A 25,668-nucleotide genomic window follows, 5' to 3' on the forward strand; every position below is an offset into this window, starting at 1 on the left:
CGTCTCCCCAACACGGCTCAGGCCTGCCTTCCGGACTCCCTAATCCTCTCAACCAGGGCGACACACCATGCCGTAGCCTCTTCACCCGCTTGACACCAAACTCCCCATGTGAGCCCGGGCATGACAGTGAAAAGCTTACTTCGCCCGCAACGGCTTCAGCGCCTCGGCCCAGCGGGCCAGCTCGTCCAGCATCGCGGTCGCGGCCTTGGCCTGGGCCTCGGGGACGGTGAGCTTGCCGTCGGCCACGGCATTCCAGGCCATCGGGATCGCCACCGCCTCGGTCAGCGGCACCACCTTCAGCGTGGTCAGGGTCAGCTTCTCGACCTGGACCGAGCGCAGCCCGCCCGACGCGCCGCCATAGCTGACGAAGCCGGCCGGTTTGTAGTTCCATTCCAGGTACAGGAAGTTCAGCGCGTTCAGCAGCGCCGGCGGCGGGCCGAAATTGTACTCCGGCGTGACGAAGACGAAGGCGTCGGCGGCGCTGACGCTGGCGGCCCACCGCCTGGTGTGCTCGTGCACATAGCGCTGCAGCCGCGGGTGCTCCGGCTCGTCGAACACCGGCAGGTCGAAATCCTTGAGGTCGACCAGCGTGGCATCGAATTGGCCGTGGCCGGCGGCGATCTCCTGGAACCAGGAGGCGACCACCGGTCCGATCCGGGTCGGCCGGGTGCTGCAGATCACGGTGTGGAGCTTCAAGGGCACGGCAGTCTCCGGTTGCGACGCGGGTTGGAAGGGAATGGCGATCTTTGCGGCGGCCAGGACGTCGGTGCAAGCGCGCAGGCCTGCGTCAGTCGGTCTCCGGCCGGCGGGCGATCAGGGCCGAGGAGGTGACGACCTCGGTCACCATGCCGTCGCTCTCGAACTCCGCCATCAGCCCCTCGATCTCGGCGATCAGTGCCTCGACCCGGTCGCCGATCCGCTCCGGCGCGGTGCCGGACATCGACAAAGCGCGGTCGATCAGCGTCTCGGTCGGGATTCGCCGCCGCTCGATCACCGCCACCTCCTCCAGCCGGCTGAACGGCGAGTCGAGCAGCACCGCCGTGTGGCTGACCCACTCCGAAGACCGCAGCATCGCCCGGGCGCTGTCGCCTCCGGCGTAGCGCTCGATCAGCTCGCGGAACGGCTTCGCCCAGCGGTTGTCCGGCACCTTCGGATGGTCGTCATGGATCAGCACCACGGCGCCCTCGGGGTCGATCATCCCGTCGAGCCGGCGCAGCGTCTCGGCCCGGTCCATCCAATGGAAGGAGCGGCCCATCGTCACCAGCCGGAAGCGGCCAAATTGCGGCCCCAGATCAAAGGAGCTGCCCTGGTGCCAGGTGACCCGGACGCCGGCCCGCTCCGCCGTCTCCGCCGCCACCGCCAGCATCTCCGGCTCCGGATCGATGCCGATGACCTCGCCGGCGAAGGGCGCCAGCGCTGCCGCGATCTGCCCCGGCCCGCAGCCGAGATCCATCACCCGATGATCGGCGCCGAGGCCGCAGACCCGAGCGATCCGGGGGAACAGGCCAGCGGCATAGGCCGCGCGGCCCTGCAGGTAATGGGCGGCCGCGGTGCGGAACCGCCGCGGCATATAGGGAATCGTGGTCATGGACCGGCCTCCTGGGCTGTGCCGGCGCCCCCTTCCCCGCGCCTCGTATCCGGCATAGCAGGATTCGATGACCATCCGAAGACGACGGAGCGCCGCGCGGCGCCGCGGCTCAGAGGAAGCGGATGCGCAGCTCGTCGTCATAGGCGCGGTCGCCGATCCGCAGCGCGCCCGGCTCGACCCCGTAGACCTTGAAGCCGTGCCGCTCATAGAGGCGGCGCGCCGGCTCGGCCTCGGTGATCACGGCCAGCAGCACCGCGTCGAGCCCCTCGGCCCGGGCATGGTCCAGCACCGCCTCGACCAGCGCGTCGGCGGCGCCGCTGCCACGTGCCTCGGGCCGGACATACATCCGGACCAGCGTGCCGCGATGCCGGCGCTTGATTGTCTTCTCCAGGGCCAGCCCGGCGAGGCCGAGCGGCCGGCCGTCGCGTTCGGCGGCGAAGGTCGGCACCTCGGCCACGCGCCGGGCGAAGTCCTCCAGCGACAGCCCGGCTTCGGTCTCATAAGTGGAGCCGAACGCCTCTGGATGGCGCTCCAGCCCCTCCAGCCGGATCTCGCGATAGGCCGCGGCATCCGCAGGGCCAAGCCGGCGAATGACGAAGCCCGTCATGATCAGGAAATGGTCTGCGGCAGGGCGGTGAAGCCGGCCGCCTGCTCCATCACTTCGGCGACGCGCAGCAGCGTCTCCTCGTCGAACGGCCGGCCGAGCAGCTGCAGCCCGAGCGGCAGCCCGTCGTCGCCGAGGCCGGCCGGCACCGACAGGCCCGGCAGCCCGGCCAGCGAGGCCGGCACGGTGAACACGTCGTTGAGATACATCGCGATCGGGTCGTCCTGCTTCTCGCCGATGGCGAAGGCGGTGCTTGGCGCGGTCGGCGTCAGGATCACGTCGCAGCGCTGGTAGGCCTCGGTGAAGTCGCGGGCGATCAGCGTCCGCAGCTTCTGCGCCTTGGTGTAGTAGGCGTCGTAATAGCCGGCCGACAGCACATAGGTGCCGATCATCACCCGGCGCTTCACCTCGCGGCCGAAGCCGGCGGCGCGGGTGTTCTCGTACAGCTCGTTCAGGCTGTTGCCGGTCTCGCGCAGGCCGTAGCGCACGCCGTCATAGCGTGCCAGGTTGGACGAGGCCTCGGCCGGGGCGACGATGTAGTAGGTCGGCAGCGCATACTTCGTGTGCGGCAGTGAGACCTCGACGATCTCCGCCCCCGCCGCGCGCAGCCACTCGGCGCCCTGCTGCCAGACGCGCTCGATTTCGGCCGGCATGCCGTCGACCCGGTATTCCTTCGGGATGCCGACCTTGAGGCCGCGGATGTCTCCGGTCAGCGCTGCCTCGAAATCCGGCACGCCCAAGTCGACGCTGGTCGAATCCTTCGGGTCGAAGCCGGCCATCGAGCGCAGCATGATCGCCGCGTCCCGCACGGTCCGCGCCATCGGCCCGGCCTGGTCGAGCGAGGAGGCGAAGGCGACCACGCCCCAGCGCGAGCAGCGACCATAGGTCGGCTTGATGCCGACGATGCCGGTGAAGGCGGCCGGCTGGCGGATCGACCCGCCGGTGTCGGTGCCGGTCGCCGCCAGCGTCATGCGCGCCGCGACCGAGGCCGCCGAGCCGCCGGAGGACCCGCCCGGCACCAGCTTGGCGTTGCTGCCATCCTGCCGCCGCCAGGGGTTCTCGACATTGCCGAAGGCCGAGGTGATGTTGGCCGAGCCCATGGCGAACTCGTCCATGTTCAGCTTGCCCAGCATCACCGCGCCGTCGCGCCACAGATGGCTGGTGACGGTCGATTCATAGGGCGGCACGAAATTGCCGAGGATGTTGCTGCCGGCCGTGGTGCGCACCCCTTCGGTGCAGAACAGGTCTTTAATGGCGATCGGCAGGCCTTCCAGCGGGCCGCCCTCGCCGCGAGCGAGCTTGGCGTCGGAAGCCTTGGCCATCGCGATGGCCTTCTCCGGCGTCTCGGTGACGAAGGCGTTGAGGCCGCGCAGGCTCTCCATCGCGGCGACATGCGCCGTGGTCAGCTCGACCGAGGAGATCTCGCGGCTCTTCAGCGCGTCGCGCGCGCCGGCCAGGGTCAGATGCGTCGGCTTCGCCATCACTCGACCACCTTCGGCACGGTGAAGAACCCGGCCTTGGCCGAGGGCGCGTTGGCCAGCACCTTCTCGGGATAACCGCCGTCGGTGACCTCGTCCGCCCGGCGCCGCAGCCCCTGCTGGGCCACGCTGGTCATCGGCTCGACCCCGTCGGTGTTCACCTCGGCCAGTTGCTCCACGAAGTCCAGGATGCCGGACAATTCGCCGGTCATGGAATCGAGCTCCGCCTCGTCGAGGCGGATACGGGCCAGATGCGCGATTTTCGCGACGGTGGCTCTGTCGAGCGACATGTCGTAGTCATCTCCGGGGATCGGAGGCCGAACCGGGCCGGCATGGGGCCGGAACCGCGGGGAAGGCCATCGGAAAACGGCGCGGAAGGTATCACCCGATATGGCGGTCTGCAATCTTCGCGACCTGAAGCCCCTGCTACCCCTCGGCGGGCGGCTGATCGGCCTGGATCTCGGGGAAAAGACCATCGGCATGGCGGTGTCCGATCCCGGCCTGTCGCTGGCCTCGCCGATCGGCACCATCCGCCGCACCAAGTTCACGCCGGACGCGCAGGAGCTGCTGCGCATCGTCGACGACCGCGGCGTCGCCGGGCTGGTGATCGGCCTGCCGGTCAACATGGACGGCAGCGAGGGGCCGCGCTGCCAGTCGGTGCGCGCCTTCGCCAAGGACCTCTTGAAGCTGCGCGAGCTGCCGATCGCCTTCTGGGACGAGCGGCTGTCGACCATGGCGGTGCAGCGCCAGATGATCGAGTTCGACGTCACCCGGAAGAAGCGCGCCAAGGCGGTGGACACCGCGGCGGCCGCCTGGATCCTGCAGGGCGCGCTGGACGCGCTGCGGTTCGAGACGCCGCCCCCCCTCTAATCCACCGCGATCTGGTCGGGCTCGGCCCGTGCCAGCCGGGCCAGCGTCTCCAGCGCCTCGCGCAGCACCTCGGGCGGCGGCGAGGCCAGTGCCAACCGCACCGCCGCCGGCGCATGACCCGGCCCCGCGGCATAGGCCGGGCCGGGGGTCAGGGAGATGCCCCTGCGGGCGGCGGCGGCGGCGAAGGCCTCCGCCCGCCAACCTTCCGGCAGCTCGAGCCAGAGATGGTAGGCGCGCGGGTCGCCCTGGATCTTCAGCCCGTCCAGCGCCTGGCGGGCGATCGCCTGCCGGGTGCGGGCGTCCTGCCGCTTCTCCGCCACCAGCGTCGCCACCGTGCCGTCCGCCATCCAGCGCGACGCCGCCTCCAGCGCCAGGCCGCCCGGGCTCCAGGGGCCGGAGCGGATCGCCGCCACCATGCGCTCGACCAAAGCGCGCGGCGACACCGCGAATCCCAGGGTCAGGCCGGGCGCGAGGCGCTTGGACAGGCTGTCGATCACGATCGCATGCTCCGGCGCCAGCGCCGCCACCGGCGCCTCGTCGGCCAGGAAGCCGTACACCCGGTCTTCGATCGCGACCAGGTCGAGCCGCTGCAGCAGCGCCGCCAGATCCGCCCGCCGGCCCGGCGGCATCGACATGCCGAGCGGGTTGTGCAGCACCGGCTGCAGATAGACCCCGCGCAGCGGCGCGGCGTGGTGCGCCGCCTCCAGCGCATCCGGCCGCAGCCCCTCGGCGTCCATGGCGATCGGCACCAGCGCGATGCCGAGCCGGGCGGCGACGCCCTTGATCACCGGATAGGTCAGCGCCTCGACCCCGACCCGGCCGCCGACCGGCGCCAGCGCCGACAGCGCCGCCGCGATCGCCTGCCGGCCGTTGCCGGTGAACAGAATCCGCGCCGGCTCCGGCGACCAGCCGGGCTCGGCCAGGAACGCGGCCGCCACCGCCCGCGCCGCCGGGGTGCCGGCCGCCGGCACCGGCCGCAGCGCCAGGCCCAGCGCGTCCGGCCGCAGCAGCGCCTGCAGCCCCTGCGCCAGGACCGCCGGCTGGCCGGGCAGGATCGGGAAGCTGGATTCGAGGTTGATCGGCGCTTGCCAGGGCTCGGCCAGCACCGAGGCCGGCACCGGCGCCGCGGCGCGGACGAAGGTGCCGCGCCCGACCTCGCCCGACACCAGCCCGCGCCGGGTCAGCTCGGCATAGACCCGGGCGGCGGTGGAGGCGGCGATGCCGCGGCGATAGGCGAAGTCGCGCTGCGGCGGCAGCCGGTCGCCCGGGCGCAATTGCCCCGAGGCGATCTCGCCGGCCACGGCGTCGGCGATGGAGCGGAAATCGTCCAGCATGCTAAATTGCTCCGAGTGCAATACAGCGATTGCACCGATATCATGCTCGGATCAATCTAAGAATGCAACCCCGCAATTGCGGCCCGGGCATGGGCCCCCGCCGGCTGCGGGCCAACAGGAGACCTTCCATGTCGACGCGCGTTGTCGAGCGCCGCGTTCCCCGCTCCGTCCTGTCCCATCCCGTGGCGTTCGCCGGGCTTGGGCAGATCTTCGGCCTGTGGCTGCGGCGCGCGCGGACCCGACGCCAGCTCGACGCGCTGAGCGACCACGAGCTGCGCGACCTCGGCCTCGACCGCGGCGACGCTGCGGTCGAGGCGGCGAAACCGTTCTGGCGCGGCTGAGCCTCGCCTGACAGCGGCCCGGCAGGGTATGGCGGGCGACGAGCCCCTGCCCTGCCGGAGGCGGCAGCCCGATGACCGACATCTCGGCCGAAACCCTGCTGCAGACCGAGATCGTCGCCATCCGCGACGTCGCCTGCAGCGGCGCGTGCCGGCACCGCAGCGCCGAGGAATGCGCCCGCTTCACCCATCTGGTGTTCCCCTATCGCGGCGTCTTCGTCCGCCATCTCGGTGCCGACGACGCGGTGGCCGAGGCCAACCAGGTGGTGTTCTTCAACCCGGCGGAGGGCTACCAGGTCAGCCATCCGGTGGCGGGCGGCGATGCCTGCCTGGACCTGGTGGTCGACGACGCGCTGCTGCGCGAGCTGGCGCCGGCGGAGCTTCTGCATGACGGCGCGGTGGCCGCGTTCCGCCCGCATCGGCTGCGCATCGACGCGCGCAGCCAGGCGCTGGTGGCGCTGCTGCGGCACAGCCTGAGGCGAGGCGCCGCCGAGACGCTGGAGGCGGAAACCCTGGCGCTGACCCTGGTGCGGCGCGCCATCGGCGAGCGCACCTCGCACCAGGCCGAGGCCAGCCGCGGCCTGCAGAAGCTGGTCGACCGGGCCAAGCTGGCGCTGTCCGCCGACCTGGCGCGGCGCTGGACCCTGGCCGAGATCGCGACCGAGGTCGGCGTCTCGCCGGTCTACCTGACCCAGGTGTTCCGGCAGGTCGAGGGCATCCCGCTGTACCGCTACCAGCTGCGCCTGCGGCTGGCGCGGGCGCTGGACCTGCTGGGCCGATACGACGACCTGACCGCGCTCGGCCTCGATCTCGGCTTCTCCAGCCACAGCCATTTCAGCGCCGCCTTCCGCCAGGCCTATGGCCGCACCCCGGCGGAGTTCCAGCGCTCGGTCCGCCTGCGCTGACCGGCCCTGCCATAAGTTCCTAAAGAATCCGACAGCGGGCTGGCCGCCCGAAATGCTCCCCTTCCCTGGCCCGGACAGCGGGCGGAGAAGGAGAGTCTTCATGAGCGAGAGAACCTGTGCCGCGTGCGACTGCGAGCTCGACGCCGAGACCATCAAGGTGACGATCGGCGGCCAGACGGTGGAGGTGTGCTGCGACGACTGCGCCCGGGCGCTGCGCGAAGCCGACGCCTCGACCGCGGGCGGGGAGTGACCGATGCGCTCCCGGCCGGCGACCGCAGCGAGACCGCACCGAGCCAACCCGGCCGGCTTCGCCCGCCCCTTCCTGCACCGGATCGCGCTGTGGCTGCGCCGGTCCCGCACCCGCCCCCGGCTGTGGACGCTGAGCGACCACGAGCTGCGCGACCTCGGCCTCGAGCGCTGCGCCGCCGACCGCGAGGCGCTCAGGCCGTTCTGGAGAGGATAGTTCGTGGGTTGGGTTCGCCGCGGCGAACCCAACCCACGAAACCTACCGTTCGACCGAGAGCCAGCGGCTGAGATGGTTGTCGAGGACGTTGTCCTGCCAGCCCTTCACCTTGGTCGAGAGCATCCGCTTGCTGGTGTAGTAGTAGATCGGGATGATCGCCTGCTCGGCCAGGAACAGCTGCTCGGCCTGGGCCAGGGTCTGGCCGCGCTTGGCCAGGTCGGCCTCGACCACCGCCGCATCCATCAGCTTGTCGTAGTCCGGGCTGGCATAGGCCGGGTAGTTCTGCTCGCCGGCGGTGCTGCGGAACAGGTCGAGGAAGTTGCTGGGATCGTCGAAATCGCCGATCCAGGAGGTGCGGCCGATATCCTTGTACTCCTTCTTGCGCAGCGCGCTCTGCATCGTGCCCCATTCGAGATTGGTCAGGGTGGTGTCGACGCCGAGCTTCTGCTTCCACATCGCGCCGATGGCGACGGCGATCTTCTTGTGGTTCTCGGAGGTGTTGTAGGCGATCTCGACCTCGAGCGGCTTGTCCGGGCCGTAGCCGGCCTTGGCGAACAGCGCCTTGGCCTCGGCGTCGCGCTGGGCCTGGGTCTCCCCGGCCTCCTTCGGCGTCCAGGTGGCGAAGTTGCTCATCCCCGGCGGCACGAAGGTGTAGGCCGGCAGCTCGCCGCCCTGGGTGATCTTGCTGACCATCACGTCGCGGTCGATCGCCAGCGACAGGGCGTGGCGCAGCTCCGGATGGCTCTTCCAGGGCTCGTGGGTCAGGTTGACCGTGTAGTAGTAGGTGCCGATATAGGGGACGATCCGCACCTCGTCGGCCATGGTCTGCCTCAGCTCGGGGATCTGCTGGTTCGGCAGGGTGTAGGTGTAGTCGAGCTCGCCGGCCTTGAAGCGCTGCAGCTCGCCGTCGACATCCTCGGTCACGAAGTAGTTGACGGTGTCGATCTTGACGTCGGCGGCGTCGTGGAACTCGGGGTTCTTGGCCAGCTTCACATGCGATTGCGGCACCGCCTCGGCCAGCATGTAGGCGCCGTTCGACACCATGTTGCCCGGCTTGACCCATTCATCGCCGAACTTCTCGAGATTGGCGCGGCTGAGCGGGAAGGTGGCGTGATGGGTCAGGGTCGACAGGAAATACGGCGTCGGACCCACCAGCGTGACCTCGAAGGTGTGGTCGTCGACCGCCTTCACCCCCAGCGTGTCGGCCGGCTTGGTGCCCAGGCGGATGTCCCTGGCGTTGACCACCTGGTCGATGAAGTAGCCGTAGGGGCTGGCCGTCTTCTGGTCCAGCAGGCGCTCCCAGGCGAAGACGAAGTCGCCCGCCGTCACCGGCGTGCCGTCCGACCATTTGCCGTCGGCGCGCAGCTTGAAGGTGTAGGTCTTGCCGTCGTCGGAGACGGTCCAGCTCTCGGCCGCGCCGGGGATCGGCTGCGCCTTGGCGTCTTGGGTCAGCAGACCCTCGAACAGGTCGTTCTGGACGTTCGCCTCGCTGACGCCCGAGGATTTGTGGATGTCGAGCGATTCCGGCTCCTGGCTGTTGCCGGCGTTCAGCACCATCTCGGCCGTCGCGATCTGCGACATCCCGCCCAGCAGCGCCGCCGCCAGCAGGCCGCGGACGAGAACCCTGGAGAAGCCTTGCATTGGGTTGCCCCCTGTTGTGGCTGCCTTTTTTCCGGCGCCAAGGCTATGGCCTAGACCACCGTAGCGCCCCTGCCAAAAAGGAGGAAGGTCTTAACCTGGGGTCATGATCCCTCGAGAGGTCCGGGCCGATTGCGGCCCCGCCCCGCCTGGGCTAACCAGGGCGGAGCAAAGAAGAAGGTTCAAGACATGACCGACAGCCCCGCCGGCGCCCTGGCCGGCCTCAAGGTGCTCGACCTGACCCGCGTCCTGGCCGGCCCCAGCGCCACCCAGATCCTGGGCGACCTCGGCGCCGACGTGGTCAAGGTGGAGCGGCCGGGCGTCGGCGACGACACGCGGAAATGGGGCCCGCCCTTTCTGCAGGATGCAGACGGCGCCGACACCACCGAGAGCGCCTACTATCTCAGCGCCAACCGCAACAAGCGCTCGATCGCCATCGACTTCACGGAAGGCGAGGGCCGCGCCCTGCTGCGCCGGCTGGTGGCCGAGGCCGACGTGCTGGTCGAGAACTACAAGCTCGGCGACCTCGCCCGCTACGGCCTCGGCTATGACGATTTGAAGGACGAATTCCCGGCGCTGGTCTACTGCTCGATCACCGGCTTCGGCCAGACCGGCCCCTATGCCGCGCGCGCCGGCTACGACTACCTGATCCAGGCCATGGGCGGGATCATGAGCCTGACCGGCCCGGTCGACGGCGAGCCGATGAAGGTCGGCGTCGCCATCGCCGACCTGATGACCGGCACCTACGCCACCATCGGCATCCTCGCCGCGCTCGACCACCGCCGCCGCACCGGGCGCGGCCAACTGGTCGACCTGGCGCTGCTCGACACCCAGGTGGCCTGGCTGTCCAATGCCGGCCAGTACTATCTGACCTCGGGCGTGCCGACGCCGCGCACCGGCAACGGCCATCCGACCATCGTACCCTACCAGGCGTTCCGGTCGGCGGACGAGTACCTGATCCTGGCGGTCGGCAACGATTCGCAATTCGCCAAGTTCTGCGACGTCGCCGGCCGGCCGGAGCTGGCGGCCGATCCGCGCTTCGCCACCAACCAGGGGCGGGTGCGCAACCGCGAGGTGCTGGTGCCGATCATCGCCGGGCTGATCGCCGGGAAGCCACGCGGCTTCTGGCTCGCGGCGCTGGAGGCCCGGCAGGTGCCCTGCGGCCCGATCAACACCATCGACCAGGTCTTCGCCGACCCGCAGGTCGTGGCCCGCGGCATGCGGATCGAGATGCCGCATCCGCTGGCGCCGGAACCGGTCGCCCTGATCGGCAGCCCGATCCGGCTGTCGGAGACGCCGGTCAGCTATCGCCACGCCCCGCCGGCCTGCGGCGCCGACGGCGAATCGGTGCTGCGCGACTGGCTCGGTGAACCGAATCCGGATGCCAAGTGTTATTAAGGGGAAGAGAGGCTGGCGTCATGCGCCGGCGAGGCGTGCGCGCCCAGGATCGGGCTGCGTCGCGCCACGGGTTCGTCGTGACCTGGCGCCGTGAAAACGGAGAACAGAGACATGGCCAAGACTGTCCATGCGGCGTCTGCCGCCGCCCTGGCCGCGCTGCTGATCGCAGCGCCGGCCATGGCCCAGACCGTGATCGTACCGGCCCCGGCCCCGACGGTCATCACCCCCGTGCCGACGATGGTCACCCCGGTGCCGACGCCGGTGATCGTGAAGCCGGCACCGATGGCGATCGTGCGGCCGGCCCCGGTGGTCGTCGCCCCGCCGCCGCCTCCCGTGATGGCCGAGCCGGTGACGGCCTATCCGGTCGACCCCAACACCCGGATGGAGCAGCCCTATATCGTGCATGGCGGTGTGCAGCCGCGCCACCCGCCGGTCACGGCGATGCCGGGCGGGCCGGCGCCGGGCGATCCGCGCGAATACGCCACCAACACGCCGATCACGGTGACCGGCCGTGTCGACGGCGTCAGCCATCTGGGCGGCGTCACCTCGTTCCGCCTGCAGACCCCGACCGAGGCCTGGACCGTCGTGGTGCCGGGCGGCCAGCCCGGCCATATCGGTCGCTCCGCCACCGTGACCGGCTATCCGCATGTCGAGGTGCGCAACCAGCTGCTGGCCGCGAGCATCCGCTGAGGCGGGCGCCCCTCTCCACTCGCTGAATAAAAAGAACCCCGGCGTCGAGGCCCGACGCCGGGGTTTCGTGAATGATCGCCGGAAGGGGGAGAGAGGCGATCAGTCCACAGGGTTGGACGACGGCGTCGCCGTCGTCGAGTTTGTCTTGCTGAATAAAAAGAACCCCGGCGCCGAGGCCCGACGCCGGGGTTTCATGAACGATCGCTGGAAGGGGGAGAGAAGCGATCAGTTCACGGGGGTGGACGACGGCGCCGCCATCGTCGAGCTCGTCTTCTTGGCCTGGGCATGCTTCTTGGCATGCTTGGTGGTGTGCGCACGGCGATGCGCCGTGTGATGGGTTGTCTTGTGGGCGGTCGCCGCCGGCGTGGTGGTGGCATCCGTCGTGCCCGACGTCTGGGCGAAGGCGGCGACGGGCAGGGCCAACGTCATGATGCCGGCGAGGATAAGTTTCCGCATAGTCTTGCGCTCCCGGGAGCCGTGTTGAAACGGCACATCCGACAGTGCCGCGCAGCAAGAGAACGCCATGAATCGCCCCTCCGGAGCATCTTAATTCTTGGTAAGGCGGATAAACTCTCGGTAAACTTGCAGCCCCGGCTAACTCGGCCCGTCCCCGTCAAGTGATCGTCCGACCGCATCGGCTGCGGCGATGCCGCGGTCGACAGGCGCCCCGGCGCTTCCCTATCGTCCGCGAGCGGGCCGCAGCGCATCTCCGTCTGCCGCCGCCGACCACGAAGGGGCGCTCCATGACCAGCTTCGATTCCGACATTTCGAGCCTCCGCCATGCCGCCGACCTGACCCGCCGCGGCTTCGCCATGACCTCGCTGATCGCGGGCTTCGCGCTCGCCACCCAGCCGGTCTCGGCCGCGGCCATCGCCACCGACACCGAGGGGCTGGACGCCGGCGAGGTGCAGGTGCCGGTCCAGGACGGCCGGATCCCGGCCTATCGCGCCAAGCCCAAGGCCGGCGGCCCGGCGCCGGTGATCCTGGTGGTGCAGGAGATCTTCGGCGTGCACGAGCACATCAAGGACATCTGCCGCCGCCTGGCCAAGATCGGCTACTACGCGATCGCCACCGAGCTCTATGCCCGGCAGGGCGACGCCAGCAAGATCAGCGATATCAACCAGCTGATCTCGACCATCGTGTCCAAGGTGCCGGACCAGCAGGTGCTGTCCGACCTCGACGCCACCGCCGCCTTCGCCGCCACCGACGGCGGCGACGCCGCCCGGCTGGGCATCACCGGCTTCTGCTGGGGCGGCCGGATCGTCTGGCTCTATGCCGAGCACAACCCGGCCCTGAAGGCCGGCGTCGCCTGGTACGGCAAGGTGGTCGGCGACCCCACCCCGCTGCAGCCGAAGAACCCGATCGACCTGGTGGCCGATCTGCACGCCCCGGTGCTGGGCCTGTATGGCGGCGCCGACACCGGCATCCCGGTCGACACGCTCAAGCAGATGGAGGCGGCGGCCAAGGCGGCCGGCAAGACCGTCGAATTCGTGGTCTATCCGGACACGCCGCACGCCTTCAACGCCGACTACCGGCCGAGCTATCGCCAAGGCCCGGCCGAGGATGGCTGGAAGCGGCTGCAGGCCTGGTTCCGGGCGCACGGGCTCTGACCCGGCTGGACACCGCGGGGGCCAGCCGGGCCCATCGCCGCGCCGGGAGTGTTATGATGCAGGCACCGACGCCGTTCCTATCCCGGAAGCAGACGAAGGACGAAAGATGATGACCCGCGCTTACCGCCGACCGTCCCGCTGGCTGGTGCTGGCCGCCGCGGCCGTCGCCCTGGCCGGCTGCGGCGTCGTCGCCGCGCCGTTCCGCGTCACCGGCGCCGTGGTCAAGGCGGTGCCGATCGTCGGCCATCCGGTCGCCGCCCCGTTCGACGCCACCGGCGACGCCATCGACTGACGGCGCGCCGGCGACTCGGCCGGATCGCCGGGCAGCCATCCCGGCGATCCGGGTTTCGTGGGCCGCCATCACCGGCTATGGTCGGCGCCCCTCTCCCAAGCGCCGCCGATGACCGCCGACCCTTCGACCACCGAAAGCATCTTCCGCCACCGCGGCTTCGCCTATTACTGGACCGCCCGCCTGATCGCGACCTTCGCGGTGCAGTTCATCAGCGTCGCCGTCGGCTGGCAGGTCTACGACCTGACCCGCGACCCGTTCGACCTCGGCCTGGTCGGGCTGGTGCAGTTCCTGCCGTCGCTGCTGCTGGTGCTGGTCACCGGCGCCGCGGCCGACCGCTACAACCGGCGCCGGATCATGGCCATCTGCATCGGCGCGGAGATCCTGTGCGCCCTGGCGCTGCTGGCCCTGACCCTCGGCGGCGACCATCGGGTCTGGCCGATCTTCCTGGTCCTCGCGGGCTTCGGCATCGCCCGCGCCTTCCTCGGTCCCGCGGTGCAGTCGCTGCTGCCCAACCTGGTGCCGCCGGCGGAGCTGTCGACCGCGATCGCCTGGAACTCCTCCTCCTGGCAGATCGCCACCATCAGCGGCCCGGTGATCGGCGGCCTGCTCTACGGCCTGGCGCCGGAGGTGCCCTACGCCCTCGCCGCGGTGCTGATGGCGGCCTCGATCGGGCTGGTGACGCTGATCCCGAAGCCGGCGCAGAAGACGGTGCCGGAGCCGGCGAGCTGGGAGAGCCTGGGGGCCGGCTTCCGCTACATCTGGGGCGAGAAGGTGGTGCTGGGCGCGATCTCGCTCGACCTCTTCGCCGTGCTGCTGGGCGGCGCCACCGCGCTGATGCCGGTCTTTGCCCGCGACATCCTCGAGGTCGGCCCCTGGGGCCTCGGCCTGCTGCGGGCCGGACCCGGCATCGGCGCGCTGGTGGTGGCGGTCTGGCTGGCCCGGCGGCCGATCGAGGACCAGGCCGGGCTGATCATGTTCGCCTGCGTCGCCGGCTTCGGTGCCTTCACCTGCGTCTTCGGCGCCTCGACCCTGCCCTGGCTGTCGATCGTGGCGCTGATCCTGATGGGCGCCTTCGACATGGTCAGCGTCTATATCCGCGAGACCCTGATCCAGCTGTGGACGCCGGATTCGCTGCGCGGCCGGGTGAATGCGGTGAACATGGTCTTCGTCGGCGCCTCGAACGAGCTCGGCGAGTTCCGCTCCGGCATCTCGGCGTCGCTGATCGGCGTGGTGCCGGCGGTGGTGGTCGGCGGCCTCGGCACCATGGCGGTGGCCGGGCTGTGGTCGACCTGGTTCCCGCAGCTGCGCCGGATCCGCCACCTGAACCACGCCGCCTAGCCCCGACATCGCCGTTCCCCCGGCTGGGAAAATCGCCATGATGGTCGCGGCGCAGGAACGGATTCGCTCATGTCCTCATTCGACCCCACCTCGATCTGGGCGCTCGCCGCCGCGGCGGTGCTGGGCTACCTGCTCGGCTCGATCCCGTTCGGCCTGGTGCTGACCCGGGCCGCCGGGCTGGGCGACATCCGCAGCATCGGCTCCGGCAACATCGGCGCCACCAATGTGCTGCGCACCGGCAGCAAGGGCCTGGCCCTGGCGACGCTGCTGCTGGACGGCGGCAAGGGCGCCGTCGCCGTGATGGTCGCCGGCCTGTTCGACCCGATGCTGGCCGTCATCGCCGGCGGCGGCGCCATGCTGGGCCACATTTTCCCGGTCTGGCTCGGCTTCAAGGGCGGCAAGGGCGTAGCCACGGCGCTGGGCATCCTGCTCGCCATCCTGTGGCCGGTCGGCGTGCTGTGCTGCCTGATCTGGCTGGTGATGGCCGTTCTGTTCCGCTACTCGTCCCTCGCCGCGCTGACCGCGATCGCCGCGGCGCCGGTGCTGGCCTGGGCGCTGTCCGGCGTGCCGATCCTCGGCTCGGTCCGGACCGACCTGCCCCGCGCCGCCCTGGCCCTGTTCATCGCGGTGCTGGTGTTCATTCGCCACGACGGCAACATCCGCCGGCTGCTGCGCGGCGAGGAGCCGAAGATCGGCCGGAAGAAAACGCAAGCCGCAGGCTGACCGCGGCGCGATCCCGGTTGACCCGGCCGCCGCCCAGCCGCGAAGCTGGCTGGATGACGACGCCCCGGCGCCCCCTGAGCGAAGCCGAACGGCTGGACTGGCTTCGCCTGGCCCGGACCGACGCCGTCGGGCCCATCACCTTCCATGCCCTGATCGACCGCTACGGCTCGGCCGGCGCCGCGATCGAGGCGCTGCCCGAGCTGTCGCGCCGCGGCGGCCGGCGGGCCGCGCTGAAGCCGCCCTCGGTGGCCGAGGCGAAGCGCGAGCTGGAGGCGCTGGCCCGGATCGGCGGCCGCCTCGTCGCCGCCTGCGAGCCCGACTATCCCGAGATTCTCGCCGCGATCGAGGATGCGCCGCCGGTGCTGTCGCTGCGCGGCCGCGGCGATCTGGCGGCCCGGCCGATGGTCGGCATCGTCGGGGCGCGCAACGCCTCGCTCAACGGCCGCCGCTTCGCCCATGACATGGCGCGGCAGTTGGGCGAGGCCGGCTTCACCGTGGTTTCCGGCTTCGCCCGCGGCATCGACACCGCGGCGCATGAGGGCGCCTTCGCCACCGGCACGCTGGCGGTGCTGGCCGGCGGCCTCGACATCGTCTATCCGCCGGAGAATGCCGGGCTTTACGACCGCCTTGCCGACTCCGGGCTCGCGGTGGCGGAATGCACCATCGGCACCCAGCCGACCGCCCGCCACTTCCCGCGCCGCAACCGGCTGATCTCCGGCCTGTCGCTCGGCGTCGTGGTGATCGAGGCGGCGCTGCGCTCCGGCTCGTTGATCACCGCCCGCATGGCCGCCGAGCAGGGGCGGCAGGTGCTGGCGGTGCCGGGGTCGCCGCTCGACCCTCGCGCCCAGGGCTGCAACCGGCTGATCCGCGGCGGCGCCACTCTGGTCGAATCGGCCGAGCATGTGCTCGAGGCGCTGGCGCCGCAGGTCTCCGCCCCGTTGCTGCGGGAACCGCCGCCGCCGGCGCCCCGTTCCCCCTCCGCCTCCCTCCCGGAGGGCGGCGGAGGGGCCGAGGCCGACCGCGCCCGGGCGATGGCCGAGGTGCTGGAACGGCTGTCGCCGACGCCGACGGCGGTTGACGAACTGTTGCGCGATTGCCAATTGTCTCCGCCGGTGGTGCTGACCGTGCTGCTGGAGCTCGAACTCGCCGGCCGGATCGAGCGCCAGCCGGGCAACCGGATCAGTCTGCTTTGACGCAACGCCCTGAGGCGACGCGTGGTTTTCCTGGCGCCGCCCTCCGGCGACGCCGTCGTAAAGATTGAGTGTGGCGCTTTGGCAGACCAGACCCTCGTCATCGTCGAGTCGCCCGCGAAGGCCAAGACGATCAACAAGTATCTCGGCCGCGACTATACGGTGCTGGCCAGCTTCGGCCATGTCCGCGACCTGCCGGCCAAGGACGGGTCGGTCCGGCCGGAGGAAGACTTCGCCATGGACTGGGAGCTGGCCGACCGCGGCAAGTCCCGCATGGACGAGATCGCCCGTGCCGCCAAGGACGTCACCCGCGTGCTGCTGGCCACCGACCCGGATCGCGAGGGCGAGGCCATCTCCTGGCATGTGCAGCAGCTGCTGCGCGACCGCCGCGGGCTGAAGGACATCGAGATCCGCCGGGTCACCTTCAACGAGATCACCAAATCCGCCATCCTCGACGCCGTCGCTAATCCGCGCGACCTGGACCAGGAGTTGATCGAGGCCTATCTGGCCCGCCGCGCGCTGGACTATCTGGTCGGTTTCACGCTGTCGCCGGTGTTGTGGCGCAAGCTGCCGGGGTCGCGCTCCGCCGGCCGCGTCCAGTCGGTGGCGCTGCGGCTGATCTGCGAGCGCGAGCTGGAGATCGAGCGGTTCCGGGCGCGCGAGTTCTGGAGCATCGAGGCGGTGTTCCGGACGCCGAAGGGCGACGAGTTCACCGCCCGGCTGACCCATCTGAACGGCCGCAAGCTCGACAAGTTCGACCTGCCGGACGAGGCCTCGGCCCGGGCCGCGGTGGCGGCGATCGACCCGCTGGCCTTCGCCGTCGTCTCGGTCGAGACCAAGCAGGTGCGGCGCCACCCGGCCCCGCCCTTCACCACCTCGACCCTGCAGCAGGAGGCGTCGCGCAAGCTGGGCATGAGCGCGACCCAGACCATGCGCACCGCGCAGCGCCTGTATGAGGGCGTCGACATCGGCGGCGAGACCGTCGGCCTGATCACCTATATGCGGACCGACGGCCTGACCCTGGCCGGCGAGGCCATCGCCCAGGCCCGCCAGGCGATCGGCAACCTGTACGGCCCCAGCTACGTCCCGCCCCAGCCGCGGGTCTACAAATCGACCGCCAAGAACGCGCAGGAAGCGCATGAGGCGATCCGCCCGACCGACCTGCGCCGCCGGCCGGAGGAGGTGTCCCGCTCCCTGTCGCGCGAGGAGCTGCGGCTGTACGAGCTGGTCTGGAAGCGCACCATGGCCTGCCAGATGGAATCGGCGGTGATGGACCAGGCCATCGTCGACGTCGCCGACGCCCGCCAGGCCGCGGTGTTCCGCGCCGTCGGCACGGTCATCCGCTTCGACGGCTTCCTCAAGGTCTACCAGGAGGACCGCGACGACCCCGTGGCCCCGGGGGAGGATGCCGACGAGAGCCAGCGCCGCCTGCCGGCCATGGCCAAGGGCGACGCGGTCGACCGCCGCAAGACCGTGCCGGAGCAGCACTTCACCCAGCCGCCGCCGCGCTTCACCGAGGCCAGCCTGGTCAAGCGGATGGAGGAGCTGGGCATCGGCCGCCCCTCCACCTACGCCTCGATCCTGCAGGTGCTGCAGGATCGCGAATATGTCCGGCTGGAGAAGAAGCGCTTCATTCCGGAGGACCGCGGCCGCATCGTCACTGCCTTCCTCGAGAACTTCTTCAAGCGCTACGTCGAGTACGACTTCACCGCCAAGCTGGAGGAGCAGCTCGACGACATCTCGGGCGGCAAGCTCGACTGGAAGCAGGTGCTGCGCGACTTCTGGGCCGCGTTCCATGCCGCGGTCGAGGGCACCAAGGACCTCAAGATCGGCGACGTCATCTCGGCCCTGGACGAGGCGCTGTCCGACCACCTGTTCCCGCCGAAGGGCGACGGCACCGACCCGCGGCTGTGCCCGTCCTGCGCCAAGGGTCGGATGGGCCTGAAGCTCGGCCGCACCGGCGCCTTCATCGGCTGCTCGAACTATCCGGAATGCCGCTACACCCGGCCGCTCGGCGCGCCGACGGAGGAGAATGGCGGTGAGGAATCGGCCTTGCCGCGCCTGCTCGGCGACGACCCCGAGACCGGCCTGCCGGTGTCGATCCGCAAGGGCCCCTACGGCATCTACGCCCAGCTCGGGCCGAAAGACGAGGCCGAGAAGGGCGAGAAACCGAAGCGCGCGTCGCTGACCAAGGCGCAGGACCCGATGGCGATGACGCTGGCCGAGGCGCTCGCCCTGCTGTCGCTGCCGCGCGAGATCGGCCGCCACCCCGAATCGGGCGAGCCGATCCTGGCTGGCATCGGCCGCTACGGGCCCTATCTGAAGCATGGCGACAAGTACAAGAACCTGCCGCCGGAAGAGGATGTGCTGAAGATCGGCATGAACCGGGCCGTCGACCTGCTGGCCGCCGACAACGCCAAGGCCCGGCCCAGCGCCGAGCCGCTGCGCGAGGTCGGGGCGCATCCCGATGGCGGCGAGCCGATCAAGGTGTTCGCCGGCCGCTACGGCCCCTATGTCCGCCACGGCAAGGTCATGGCCTCGCTGCCCCGCGGCGTGGAGCCCGAGGCGGTGACGGTGGAGAAGGCCGTCGAGTGGCTGGCCGCCAAGGCGGCGAAGGGCCCGGCCAAGGGCAGTCGCGGCCGGTCGGCGCCGAAAGCGGCGCCTAAGAAGGCCGCGGCGCGCAAGAGCAAGGCCGCGGAGTGAACGAACCGCCCACCCGCAAGCCCCCGGTCCGGAGGCCGATCAAGCGGAAGAAGGTCGTCAAGACCGTCGTTCCGGCCAAGACGCCGCTGGGCAAGGGCAAGAAGGCGGCCAAGCCGTTCCCGACGCGCGAGCAGATCGCCGAGTTCCTGAAATCGCGCGACGACACGGTCGGCAAGCGCGAGATCGCCCGCGCCTTCCACATCACCGGCGACGACCGGGTGCGCCTCAAGGAACTGCTGCAGGACATGGCCGAGGAGGGCCAGCTGGAGAAGCGCCGCGGCCGCCGCATGCGGGCGCCGGGCGCGGCGGCCTTGCCGAACGTCGCCGTGCTGCGCATCGTCGCCATCGATAGCGACGGCGAGGCCCTGGCCCAACCGGTGCGCTGGGAGGAGGACGAGCCGCCGCCGCGCATCAGCATGGCCGCCGAGGGCCGCGGCCAGGGCGCGCTGGCGGTCGGCGACCGGGTGCTGGCGCGGCTGCAGCAGGACGAGGACGGCAGCTGGACCGGCCGCACCATGCGCCGGCTGGAGAACCAGACCGATGTCCGCGTCGTCGGCGTGTTCCGCCGCGGCCGCGACGGCCAGGGCCGCATCGTGCCGGCCGACAAGCGCGCCCGCGACACCTGGCCGGTGCGCGAGGGCGACACCGGCGGCGCCAAGGATGGCGACCTGGTCGAGGCGCTGGTCGAGGCCTCCGACCGCCTCGGCCCGCGCCGCACCGTGGTCACCGCCCGCTACGGCGACGCCGAGGATCCGCGCTCGATCAGCCTGATCGCGATCCACGCCGCCGGCATCCCGACCGACTTCCGGCCCAAGGCCCTGGCCCAGGCCGAAGCCGCCGAACCGGCCGCGCTGGGCAACCGGGTCGATCTGCGCCTGATCCCGCTGGTCACCATCGACGGCGCCGACGCCCGCGACTTCGACGACGCGGTCTGGGCCGAGCCCGACCCCGATCATCCCGGCGGCTGGCACCTGATCGTCGCCATCGCCGACGTCGCCCACTACGTGCCGCCGGGGTCGCCGCTGGACCGCGACGCCTTCGAGCGCGGCAATTCCTGCTACTTCCCCGACCGCGTCGTGCCGATGCTGCCGGAGGCGCTGTCGAACGGGCTGTGCTCGCTGCGCCCCGACGAGGACCGCGCCTGCCTAGCCGCCGATCTGTGGATCGACCAGCATGGCCAGCTGAAGCGGCACCGCTTCCGCCGCGGGCTGATGCGGTCGTCCGCCCGGCTGACCTATGAGCAGGTGCAGGCCGCCCGCGACGGCCAGCCGGACGAGACCACCGGCCCGCTGCTGGAGCCGGTGATCGCCCCGCTCTACGGCGCCTACCAGGCGCTGCTGGCGGCGCGGGACAAGCGCGGCACGCTGGAGCTGGACCTGCCGGAGCGCAAGGTCCAGCTCGGCGAGGACGGCCGCGTCGCCTCGATCGGCGTCCGGCCGCGGCTCGACAGCCACAAGCTGATCGAGGAGTTCATGATCGCCGCCAATGTCGCCGCGGCGGAGACGCTGAGCGACAAGAGCCTGCCGGCGCTGTACCGGGTGCACGACCAGCCCGACCGCGCCCGGGTCGAGGCGCTGAAGGAGTTCCTGGAGCCGCTCGGCTACACCCTGTCGCTCGGCCAGGTGATGCGGCCGCGGGTGTTCGGCCAGGTCCTGGCGCGGGCTCAGGGCCGACCGGAAGAGCCGATGGTCAACGAGATGGTGCTGCGGGCCCAGGCCCAGGCGGTGTACAGCCCGGACAATCTCGGCCATTTCGGGCTCGCTTTGCCGCGCTACGCCCATTTCACCTCGCCGATCCGGCGCTATGCCGACCTGACCGTGCATCGCGGGCTGATCCGGCTGCTCGGCCTCGGCAAGGACGGCGCCACCGAGGAGGAACTGTCGCGGCTGGAGGAGATCGGGACCCACATCTCGGTCACCGAACGCCGTGCCGCCCAGGCCGAGCGCGACGCGGTCGACCGCTATCTGGCGAGCTGGCTGTCGGACCGGATCGGCGCCATCCTGCCCGGCCGCATCGGCGGCGTCGCCAAGTTCGGCCTGTTCGTCAAGCTGGACGAATCGGGCGCCGACGGGCTGGTGCCGATCTCGACCCTGCCGGACGACTATTACGACCATGACGAGGCGGCGCACGCCTTGGTCGGCCGGCGCTGGAACCGCGTGTTCCGGCTCGGCGCCCGGGTACGGGCGCGGGTCACCGAGGCCGATCCTCTGACCGGCAGCACCGTCTTCGCCCTGGTCGATGCCGGCCACGGCGCCGATGTCGAAGGCCTGCCGCCGTTGCCGGGACCGGACCGCCGGGGCCCCCCTCGGATCGGCATGCGATCGGGCCCCCGATCCGGCCGAAAGCCAGGGTCCGGGCCGCTTCGCGGGCCTCGGCGTTGAACGCAGCCCTGCTGCGCTGCAATAACGCCTTTTTCCTGTCAAGTACCTGGCCTAGAGTGCGCCTGAAAAACTCGGGCCCGGAGTTCCATTAAGTGTTTCGTCAGAAGCGGTTGGCGGCGGTTGTTGCGGCGCTGCTGGTGCTTTCCGGCTGCCTCGCCTCCGCCCCGGACTCCGCGGCGCCCCAGGCCGATGCGCAGACCCGCGAGGGCGGCCATTTCGCCGACCCCTCGGTGTTCACCGTCGGCTTCGACCGGATCCAGGAAGTCTATCTGGTCAAGGAGGACTTCGGGAAGCTGGCCCTGGACGGGCTGAACGGCCTGTCCAAGCTCGACGACACGCTCAGCGTGCGCCGCGACGGCGGCCGGGTGCAGCTGATCCGCACCGGCCATGTGGTCGGGGATTTCGACTCGCCCGCGCCCGACGCCTCCTACGACTGGGGCACGCTGGTCGCCTCCACCCTCGACTCGGCCTCGCTGGCGTCGCCGAAGGTCGCCGCCGCCGGCAGCGAAGCCGCCTACCAGGCGGTCTATGACGCGCTGCTGGCCGATCTCGACCCCTTTTCCCGCTACGCCAACCCGGACCGCGCCCGCGACGACCGCGCCCAGCGCGACGGCTACACCGGCGTCGGCATCGCGCTCAGCCAGGACGACCAGGGCCGGCCGGTGATCGGCGACGTGTTCCCGGACACGCCGGCGGCGCGCGCCAACCTGCTGAAGGGCTCGATGATCGTCGCCATCGACGGCGTGTCGGTGCAGGACGCCAAGGTCGACGAGATCGCCGACCTGATGCGGGGCCCGGTCGACACCAAGGTCGGCCTGACGGTGCGCGAGCCCAAGGGCAGCATCCGCACCGTTACCATGACGCGTGAGAAGGTGATCGAGAACATGGCGCGCAGCGAGGTGCGCGACAACGTCGTCATCGTCAAGCTGCTGCGCTACAACAAGACCTCCGCCGGCGCCGTGCGCAACGCCGTGACCGGCCTGCTGCGCGGCCTGAACGGCCGGGCCCGCGGCATCGTCCTCGACCTGCGCGGCAACCCGGGCGGCCTGCTCGACCAGTCGGTGGCGCTGGCCGACATGTTCATGGAGCATGGCCAGATCGTCTCGACCCGCGGCCGCGACCCGGACAGCGACCAGAGCTTCTCCGCCGGTGACGACGACATCGCGCGCCACCTGCCGCTCGTCGTGCTGGTCGACGGCCATTCCGCCTCGGCGGCGGAGGTGACGGCCGCGGCACTGCAGGATTCCGGCCGGGCGATCCTGGTCGGCTCCACCTCCTTCGGCAAGGGCAGCGTGCAGACCGTGACCCGGCTGCCGAACGACGGCGAGCTGTTCCTGACCTGGAGCCGGATCTATGCGCCATCGGGCTACACCTGGCACCGCCAGGGCATCCTGCCGACCATCTGCACCAGCGGCAACGGCACCGACGCCAAGGCGCTGATCCAGGCCTTCCGGTCGGGCCAGCTGCCGCGCATGGCCGATGCGGCGGCGGAGCGCTTCCAGGCGCCGGACGACGACGCGGCGCTGCGCCGCGTGCGCGGTGCCTGCCCCTGGCAGGTGCACGACGCCGATCTCGACGTCCAGGTCGCCGTCGACCTGCTGAGCGACCCGGCCCTCTACGCCCAGGCCCTGGGCTCGCAGGACCGCGGCACCGTCGCCGCCCACGCGCAGTAATCCTCCTCGCCGCCTCGAGGAGGCCCGTCCCGGGGGATGGGGCGGTCCAGCGTTTCACCGCCTTGTATGGAGGACCGCGTTCGACCCTATCCGGATATCGATCGCCTAGCTTCGAGCCGCCTGACCTCACATAGAAGGAGTGCTCAAATCGTTGGCCGACAGAAACTTCGCCCGTTCAATGGTGTCCCGCATGATTCGCGTGGCTGTGCGAGGGAAGTCCGCCCGAAACCAGTTCTGGTAAAGTTCGCCGACTATCTGCTCTAGTTCGGCGATCTCAAGAGGTTGAGCGTCTGAGTTACTGCGACGTTGTTCGAGGACTGCGCGCACTGCCAGATATGCCTCTTTGCGTGCAACGATCACTGGCTCCCATTCGCTTGGATCACTGCCCTCCGGTGCCACGTCAATCTCCTCTGCAACCTCATCACGATCATAGATGAGATCTGGCTGATGACGAAGCCACTGTCTGCTTTCCGCCCTTTGCGGAAACTGCAGTGTCCTGACGGGCGGTCTCGGAGGGACTTATTGCCTTCGATCGTAAGGACGCGCGCGACCATCCAGCGAGCCGCTATTCTCCTTCCGAGTTGTTCACGCACCGCCGCCCGCGGCGCATGTCTGGACCTGTGTATTTTCTGGTGACGCCACCGCTTGGTCAATGACCGCAATCCGCCCTTGATCGTCTCCGGCGAGCTTCGCCAGACCCTCGCCGTCATCGCGAGCCTCCGCAGGAGGCGTGGCGATCCAGCCTGTCGCCGACCGCGCCGACGGTTAACGCAATGTTCATTGCGCGACCGCTCGCGACTCGTTCATCATACGTTCTATGAAGACGGCGCCAGCAGATCTCGACATCCAGGCCTATTGCCGCGGCCTCGCGCTGCAGCAGGTCCAGATGCTCACGCGCCTGGCCGAGATCGCCATGCAGCTGGCCGAGGCCGAAGGCACCCGCGCCACTGCAGCGCAGGCCCGCGCCGCCCAGCCGAAGGCCGACGCGGCCGCGGTGCAGACGGCCAGGGCCGAGGCGCAGGAGGCCGGGATGGCCTTCGGCCGCTTCTCCCGCTCGGTGCAGCGCTCGCTGGCGCTGCGCAGCCGTGCCGCCGCCGACCTCTGCGCCGGCGACAAGGCCGACCGAAAGGCCCGCCGCGCCCGCCAGCGCAACCATGTCACCTCGGCCCTCCACGCCCTGATCTGGGACCCGACCCAGTCGACCGAGGAGCACGACAAGGCCGAAGACCGCACCGACGATCTGGACCGGCGGCTCGACGAGCTTTATCGCGACGAGGAGGACCGGATCGAGGACCGGCCGGTGGGCTCCGTCATCGCCGGCCTTGCCTGCGGCCTCCACCTGTCGGACGAATGGCGTCGCCGGGCCTCCGACTGGTCGGACCCGCCCTATCCGCCGCCGCTGACCGGCACCCCGGCCGAGACCCGGGAGCGGCGCTGGGCCTGGCTGCGCGAACTGATGAAGCAGACGCTCGACGCCATCGACGCCGACAAGGCCGCCCGCCTCGAGGCCGGGATCGAGGCCCGGCTGCAGGAGCCCGATGTCCCGGCGCGATCGACGCCGGAGCCGCCGATGCGGGCTGCCGGACGCCTCTGCCGATCGCTCGGCCTCGAGCCCTATCCCCATCTCGACTGGGCGGACAAACCCGACACCGGGTGACCGGCCGCGAGGCCGACCGGCGAAGGCTGACCTGCCTCCAGTCGAGGCGGCCATATCACCCTGGCCATCGCCGCGCTTGACTCGGGCGGCGCGGACGCTATGGTGCGCGCTTCCCGGCCCGTGATGCGGCGCCGAGCAGAGTCATATTGGGACCAGCATCATGGCCAAGCCGAGCACCATCAAGATCCGCCTGAACAGCACCGCGGACACCGGTTTCTTCTACGTCACCACGAAGAACCCGAAGACCAAGACCGAGAAGCTGACGCTGAAGAAGTACGACCCGGTCGTGCGCAAGCATGTCGACTTCAAGGAAGGCAAGATCAAGTAAGGACCGCCGTCCGGTCACCTGACCGGATGCCGATCTTCGCTTGACCGATCAGGCCCCGCCGGCGGCGGGGCTTTTTGCTTGCCTGCGTGTCAATCCAAATGCCGGCGCACCGTGGCGATGAAGCCGGCGACGCTGATCGGCTTGGAGATGTAGTCGTCGCAGCCGCCGGCGCGCACCATCGCCTCGTCGCCTTTCATCGCCAGTGCCGTCACCGCGATCACCGGGATCGCCGCCAGATCCGGGTCGGCCTTGAGCCATTTCGTCACCTCCAGCCCCGAGATCTCGGGCAGCTGGATGTCGAGCAGGATCAGGTCCGGCCGGTGCGCCCGCGCCAGCGCCATCACCTCCGACGCGCTGTCGGTGCCGATCGTGGCGTAGCCATTGGCCTCGAGCACGTCGATGAACAGCTTCCGGTTGAGGTCGTTGTCCTCGACGATCAGCACGGTCTTCGGCATGGCCCCGCCCCC

At 70.5% G+C, this 25,668-nt stretch carries 27 protein-coding genes; 17 read left to right on the forward strand and 10 right to left on the reverse strand.

All coding sequences use genetic code 11. The features are described from left to right. Positions 1-135: 135 nt before the first annotated feature. The 5 genes from ACTOWL_RS26700 to gatC form a co-directional block, all read right to left on the reverse strand. Positions 136-702 (reverse strand): NADPH-dependent FMN reductase, encoded by a 567-nt coding sequence (locus ACTOWL_RS26700; RefSeq protein WP_441324325.1) that lies wholly within the window; start codon positions 700-702, stop codon positions 136-138. 85 nt (positions 703-787) lie between these two features. After that, entirely contained in the window at positions 788-1,588 is an 801-nt protein-coding gene (locus ACTOWL_RS26705; protein ID WP_441324326.1) for a class I SAM-dependent methyltransferase, read from the reverse strand. A 109-nt stretch (positions 1,589-1,697) separates the two neighbouring features. Next, positions 1,698-2,195: a GNAT family N-acetyltransferase gene (locus ACTOWL_RS26710; RefSeq protein ID WP_441324327.1), complete on the reverse strand. Its 498-nt coding sequence runs from the start codon at positions 2,193-2,195 to the stop codon at positions 1,698-1,700. A 2-nt stretch (positions 2,196-2,197) separates the two neighbouring features. Further along, entirely contained in the window at positions 2,198-3,673 is a 1,476-nt protein-coding gene (gene gatA, locus ACTOWL_RS26715) for an Asp-tRNA(Asn)/Glu-tRNA(Gln) amidotransferase subunit GatA (protein WP_441324328.1), read from the reverse strand. Next, entirely contained in the window at positions 3,673-3,960 is a 288-nt protein-coding gene (gene gatC, locus ACTOWL_RS26720) for an Asp-tRNA(Asn)/Glu-tRNA(Gln) amidotransferase subunit GatC (protein WP_088152847.1), read from the reverse strand. The genes gatA and gatC overlap by 1 nt, the downstream gene beginning before the upstream one ends. A 100-nt stretch (positions 3,961-4,060) precedes the next feature. Between gatC and ruvX the strand changes: the two genes are divergently transcribed. Next, positions 4,061-4,540: a Holliday junction resolvase RuvX gene (ruvX, locus tag ACTOWL_RS26725; RefSeq protein WP_441324329.1), complete on the forward strand. Its 480-nt coding sequence runs from the start codon at positions 4,061-4,063 to the stop codon at positions 4,538-4,540. On the opposite strand, the gene ACTOWL_RS26730 is transcribed toward ruvX, so the two are convergent. Beyond that, positions 4,537-5,874 (reverse strand): aminotransferase-like domain-containing protein, encoded by a 1,338-nt coding sequence (locus ACTOWL_RS26730; RefSeq protein ID WP_441324330.1) that lies wholly within the window; start codon positions 5,872-5,874, stop codon positions 4,537-4,539. The genes ruvX and ACTOWL_RS26730 overlap by 4 nt on opposite strands. A gap of 128 nt (positions 5,875-6,002) precedes the next feature. Between ACTOWL_RS26730 and ACTOWL_RS26735 the strand changes: the two genes are divergently transcribed. From ACTOWL_RS26735 to ACTOWL_RS26750, 4 genes are all read left to right on the forward strand, one after another. After that, positions 6,003-6,215: a DUF1127 domain-containing protein gene (locus ACTOWL_RS26735; RefSeq protein ID WP_441324331.1), complete on the forward strand. Its 213-nt coding sequence runs from the start codon at positions 6,003-6,005 to the stop codon at positions 6,213-6,215. A gap of 71 nt (positions 6,216-6,286) precedes the next feature. Beyond that, positions 6,287-7,117, forward strand: coding sequence for a helix-turn-helix domain-containing protein (locus ACTOWL_RS26740; RefSeq protein WP_441324332.1), 831 nt, complete (start codon positions 6,287-6,289; stop codon positions 7,115-7,117). A gap of 100 nt (positions 7,118-7,217) precedes the next feature. Further along, on the forward strand, positions 7,218-7,367 hold the full coding sequence (locus tag ACTOWL_RS26745) for a hypothetical protein (protein ID WP_441324333.1): 150 nt from the start codon (positions 7,218-7,220) through the stop codon (positions 7,365-7,367). 3 nt (positions 7,368-7,370) lie between these two features. Beyond that, positions 7,371-7,580 (forward strand): DUF1127 domain-containing protein, encoded by a 210-nt coding sequence (locus tag ACTOWL_RS26750; protein WP_441324334.1) that lies wholly within the window; start codon positions 7,371-7,373, stop codon positions 7,578-7,580. 42 nt (positions 7,581-7,622) lie between these two features. Here the strand turns inward: ACTOWL_RS26750 and ACTOWL_RS26755 are convergent, their stop codons facing one another. Continuing rightward, complete coding sequence (locus ACTOWL_RS26755; RefSeq protein ID WP_441324335.1) at positions 7,623-9,221, reverse strand: peptide ABC transporter substrate-binding protein; 1,599 nt, start codon at positions 9,219-9,221, stop codon at positions 7,623-7,625. A gap of 186 nt (positions 9,222-9,407) precedes the next feature. Between ACTOWL_RS26755 and ACTOWL_RS26760 the strand changes: the two genes are divergently transcribed. Next, the gene (locus tag ACTOWL_RS26760; protein ID WP_441324336.1) at positions 9,408-10,616 is read left to right on the forward strand and encodes a CaiB/BaiF CoA transferase family protein; all 1,209 of its coding nucleotides are present in this window, start codon (positions 9,408-9,410) and stop codon (positions 10,614-10,616) included. Positions 10,617-10,727: 111 nt separating this feature from the next. Continuing rightward, positions 10,728-11,306, forward strand: a complete 579-nt coding sequence (locus ACTOWL_RS26765; protein WP_441324337.1) for a hypothetical protein — start codon at positions 10,728-10,730, stop codon at positions 11,304-11,306. 225 nt (positions 11,307-11,531) lie between these two features. Here the strand turns inward: ACTOWL_RS26765 and ACTOWL_RS26770 are convergent, their stop codons facing one another. Then, positions 11,532-11,831 (reverse strand): hypothetical protein, encoded by a 300-nt coding sequence (locus tag ACTOWL_RS26770; protein WP_441324338.1) that lies wholly within the window; start codon positions 11,829-11,831, stop codon positions 11,532-11,534. Between the two features lie 218 nt (positions 11,832-12,049). On the opposite strand from ACTOWL_RS26770, the gene ACTOWL_RS26775 reads away from it, so the two are divergent. The 8 genes from ACTOWL_RS26775 to ACTOWL_RS26810 all read left to right on the forward strand — a co-directional run bounded on the left by ACTOWL_RS26775 (position 12,050) and on the right by ACTOWL_RS26810 (position 23,216). Then, positions 12,050-12,916 carry a dienelactone hydrolase family protein gene (locus ACTOWL_RS26775; RefSeq protein ID WP_441324339.1) on the forward strand — a complete coding sequence of 289 codons (867 nt, stop codon included), beginning with the start codon at positions 12,050-12,052 and terminating at the stop codon, positions 12,914-12,916. Between the two features lie 106 nt (positions 12,917-13,022). Further along, on the forward strand, positions 13,023-13,208 hold the full coding sequence (locus ACTOWL_RS26780; RefSeq protein WP_441324340.1) for a DUF6726 family protein: 186 nt from the start codon (positions 13,023-13,025) through the stop codon (positions 13,206-13,208). Positions 13,209-13,316: 108 nt separating this feature from the next. Continuing rightward, positions 13,317-14,546 carry an MFS transporter gene (locus ACTOWL_RS26785; protein ID WP_441324341.1) on the forward strand — a complete coding sequence of 410 codons (1,230 nt, stop codon included), beginning with the start codon at positions 13,317-13,319 and terminating at the stop codon, positions 14,544-14,546. 69 nt (positions 14,547-14,615) lie between these two features. Further along, positions 14,616-15,269 (forward strand): glycerol-3-phosphate 1-O-acyltransferase PlsY, encoded by a 654-nt coding sequence (gene plsY / locus ACTOWL_RS26790; RefSeq protein ID WP_441324342.1) that lies wholly within the window; start codon positions 14,616-14,618, stop codon positions 15,267-15,269. A 53-nt stretch (positions 15,270-15,322) separates the two neighbouring features. Next, complete coding sequence (dprA, locus tag ACTOWL_RS26795) at positions 15,323-16,462, forward strand: DNA-processing protein DprA (RefSeq protein ID WP_441324343.1); 1,140 nt, start codon at positions 15,323-15,325, stop codon at positions 16,460-16,462. A gap of 78 nt (positions 16,463-16,540) precedes the next feature. Next, the gene (gene topA, locus ACTOWL_RS26800; protein WP_441324344.1) at positions 16,541-19,162 is read left to right on the forward strand and encodes a type I DNA topoisomerase; all 2,622 of its coding nucleotides are present in this window, start codon (positions 16,541-16,543) and stop codon (positions 19,160-19,162) included. Next, positions 19,159-21,543, forward strand: a complete 2,385-nt coding sequence (gene rnr, locus ACTOWL_RS26805; RefSeq protein ID WP_441324345.1) for a ribonuclease R — start codon at positions 19,159-19,161, stop codon at positions 21,541-21,543. The genes topA and rnr overlap by 4 nt, the downstream gene beginning before the upstream one ends. A 92-nt stretch (positions 21,544-21,635) precedes the next feature. Then, a complete protein-coding gene (locus ACTOWL_RS26810) occupies positions 21,636-23,216 on the forward strand; it encodes a S41 family peptidase (protein WP_441324346.1) in 1,581 nt (526 codons plus the stop codon). Positions 23,217-23,342: 126 nt separating this feature from the next. On the opposite strand, the gene ACTOWL_RS26815 is transcribed toward ACTOWL_RS26810, so the two are convergent. Then, the gene (locus ACTOWL_RS26815) at positions 23,343-23,615 is read right to left on the reverse strand and encodes a hypothetical protein (protein WP_441324347.1); all 273 of its coding nucleotides are present in this window, start codon (positions 23,613-23,615) and stop codon (positions 23,343-23,345) included. 418 nt (positions 23,616-24,033) lie between these two features. On the opposite strand from ACTOWL_RS26815, the gene ACTOWL_RS26820 reads away from it, so the two are divergent. Both ACTOWL_RS26820 and rpmG read left to right on the forward strand, forming a co-directional pair. After that, complete coding sequence (locus ACTOWL_RS26820; RefSeq protein ID WP_441324348.1) at positions 24,034-24,873, forward strand: hypothetical protein; 840 nt, start codon at positions 24,034-24,036, stop codon at positions 24,871-24,873. A 160-nt stretch (positions 24,874-25,033) separates the two neighbouring features. Then, positions 25,034-25,201 carry a 50S ribosomal protein L33 gene (gene rpmG / locus ACTOWL_RS26825; RefSeq protein WP_138890083.1) on the forward strand — a complete coding sequence of 56 codons (168 nt, stop codon included), beginning with the start codon at positions 25,034-25,036 and terminating at the stop codon, positions 25,199-25,201. 89 nt (positions 25,202-25,290) lie between these two features. Here the strand turns inward: rpmG and ACTOWL_RS26830 are convergent, their stop codons facing one another. Next, positions 25,291-25,656: a response regulator gene (locus ACTOWL_RS26830; RefSeq protein ID WP_441324349.1), complete on the reverse strand. Its 366-nt coding sequence runs from the start codon at positions 25,654-25,656 to the stop codon at positions 25,291-25,293. Positions 25,657-25,668 lie beyond the last annotated feature (12 nt).

This window comes from Inquilinus sp. CA228, assembly GCF_052078665.1.
Taxonomy (GTDB): domain Bacteria; phylum Pseudomonadota; class Alphaproteobacteria; order DSM-16000; family Inquilinaceae; genus Inquilinus.